The 2,975-nt window shown below is 70.7% G+C and carries 1 protein-coding gene and 1 pseudogene; both read left to right on the forward strand.

Annotated features, from left to right (window positions below):
• Window positions 1-1,296, forward strand: a pseudogene (locus WB508_RS12570) (exodeoxyribonuclease V subunit gamma); the annotation flags it as partial.
• A partial coding sequence (locus tag WB508_RS12575) for a UvrD-helicase domain-containing protein (protein ID WP_423845219.1) occupies window positions 1,293-2,975 on the forward strand: 1,683 nt, incomplete at its 3' end. The pseudogene WB508_RS12570 and the gene WB508_RS12575, both read left to right, overlap by 4 nt.

Raw genomic sequence — 2,975 nt, forward strand, 5'->3', positions numbered from 1 at the left:
GGCGAGCGCGATCCACGCAGCGAGGACCGCCAGCTCCTGCTCGACGCCGTGCTGGCCGCTACGGACGCCCTGGTCATCACCTACTCCGGCGCCGATGAGGTCACGGGGCGCCCCCGGCCGCCCGCCGTTCCGTTGGGCGAGCTGCTGGATGCCGCGAGGCTGACCGTCAGCGGGTCAGCCGATCACGTCTTGGTCCGCCACCCCCTGCAGCGGTTCGACGAGCGCAACTTCACCGCCGGACTGCTGGGCCGCGACACGCCGTTCTCCTTCGACGCCGCCTCCCGTGCGGCCGCGGTGGCTGGGCGATCACCAGCCGTCAGCCCGCCGTCGCTCGCCCAATTGGTGCTGCCTGCAGCCCCCGTCCAGGACGTCGATCTTGCAGCGCTGGGGGCGTTTCTGCGGACTCCGGCCAAGGACTTCCTGCGCCGCAGACTGGGTCTGAAGGTCTTCGATGACGACGATGTCATCGCCGACGCGATGCCGGTCGAGCTCGACGGCCTCCAGCGATGGGGGGTCGGCAGCGGCATGCTCGCAGACCGACTCGCAGGGCTGTCGCCCGTCGAGGCGCTGAACATGGCGTGGCGCCGCGGCGACCTTCCCCCAGGTCGGCTCGGGTGGGAGGTGGCGCGCGAGATCGCCGACACGGTGACTCCGCTGGCCGACCGGGCCTTGGACGTCATGGGCGGCGCCGATCGGTCCTCGCTCGACGTCGACGTGGATCTCGGTGACGGCCGGCACCTGCGCGGCACGGTCACGGGACTGCACGGCGAAAGAGTTGTCATCGTCAGCTACTCCACGTTCGGAGCCCGGCACTACCTGGATGCCTGGTTGCCGTTGCTGGCGCTCGCGGCGAGTCGCCCGGACACCGACTGGACGGCCGGCACGGTGGCGCGCACGAACAGCGGCCCTCGGCTGGTGGTGTTCTCGCCGATCGACCCCGAGGTCGCCAGGCACCACCTGCGGGATCTCGTGGCCCTGCGGGATGCCGGCATGGCGCAGCCGCTGCGACTCCCGCTCAAGACCGCTTTCGTGTTCGCCCAGTATGTCAAGAACCTCGAGCGAGCCACCGAGGTGCAGCAACAGCTGGCGCACGCCAAGGCCGCGGCTGAGTGGAACGACCGCTTCGCCAGGAACGGCCGGCTGATGGAGGGCGAGAACGCCAAGGACCACCACCGGCAGGTGTGGGGCCGTGGTGCGCCGTACGAGATCCTGCTGGACGCTCCGCCCGCTCTCGACCTCGCAACGCTCGCCGAACGCCTGTGGCGCCCCATCGTGGATGCGGCGGTGCTCGCATGACCGAGACCTTTGACCTGCTGGGCCCGCTGCCCCACGGAATCACCGTGCTCGAGGCCAGTGCGGGCACCGGAAAGACGCACACCGTCGGCGCGCTCGTGGCCCGCTTCGTGGCTGAGGGCGTCTGCTCGCTGGACAGCATGCTCGTCATCACCTTCGGTCGGGCCGCCAGCCAGGAGCTGCGCGAGCGAGTCCGGTCCCAGCTGGTCGAGGTGGCCCAGCAGCTGGCTCATCCCACGACGGCGCGGGCCACCAGCGGTGTCGTGGGCCACCTGGCCGCGGTCGACGATGCCGAGATCGGGGTGCGGCGTCAACGGGTGCTCGCGGCGCTCGCCTCCTTCGACTCCGCCACGATCGCCACCACCCACCAGTTCTGCGACGTCGTGCTGCGCTCGCTGGGCGTGGCTGGCGACTCCGACCCGGGCGTCACCCTGGTCGAGGACCTGGACGATCTCGTCGTCGAAGTGGTCGACGACCTGTTCCTGGCCCGTTACGGCACGCTGACCAAGCCGCCGATGTCCCGCGCGGATGCCGTGCAGCTGGCCCGTGCGGTGATCCAGGACGACGACCCCACGGTACTCACGCCTACCGACCCCGAGATCGGATCGTTGTCGCAAGAGCGGGTCCGCTTCGCCAGGGCCGTACGGCTCGAGGTCGGACGCCGCAAGCAGCTGCGCGGCCTGCTGTCCTACGACGACACCCTGGTTCGACTCAACGACGCTCTCGACGACCCAGCATCGCCTGCGCGGGGACGCATGCGGGCTCGCTGGTCCGTGGTGCTGGTCGATGAGTTCCAGGACACCAACCCGGTGCAGTGGGAGGTGCTCGCACGCGCCTTCGGCGACGGGTCGACCACGATGGTGTTGATCGGCGACCCCAAGCAGGCCATCTACGCTTTCCGCGGCGGAGACATCGACAGCTATCTGGCTGCGGTGTCCAGCGCTGGAGAGCGGCGCACACTGGGCACCAACTACCGCTCTGACCGCCCATTGGTGCAGGCCCTGCAGGTGCTCACGCGCCGAGCGCGTCTGGGGCACGACAGCATCGAAGTCGTCCCAGTCACCGCATCGCGCGAGCACACCCGGCTGGCCGGCGCACCGAGCACCGATCCAGTTCGGGTGCGGGTGATTGACCTCGGGGCCGACGAGCAGCCGTCGATCGGCACGGTCCGCGACCTCGTGGCCGCCGACCTCGCCGACGAGGTGGCCCGTTTGCTGACCTCGGGCGCCACCTACGACGATGACGCCGACGGGCCGCCGCGGCCGATCCACGCCGGTGACGTCGCGATCCTGATGCACTCGCTGCGACCCTCGGGAGCGATTCGGCGGGCGCTCGCCGACCGCGGCGTACCGTGCGTGGTGGCCGATCGCGACAGCGTGCTCGCCAGCCAAGCGGCCGATGAGTGGGTCACCCTGCTCGAGGCGCTGGAACGTCCTGCTCCGGAACGAGTCAGATCGGCCGCCCTGACCAGCTTCTTCGGCCATGGTGCGGCCGAGATCGATGCTGGAGGCGACGCGCTCACCGACTCCCTCGCCGAGCAGGTCCGCGACCTGCTCGACGTGTTCCGGCAGCGGGGGGTCGCTGCGGTGCAGGAGGCGACCTTCGGCCGCGGCCTGGCCGCGCGCGTGTTGACACAGGCCGGGGGAGCGCGCCTGCTGACCGACCTCGAGCACGTCGGCGAG

The organism is Aeromicrobium sp., assembly GCF_049586495.1.
GTDB lineage: Bacteria > Actinomycetota > Actinomycetes > Propionibacteriales > Nocardioidaceae > Aeromicrobium.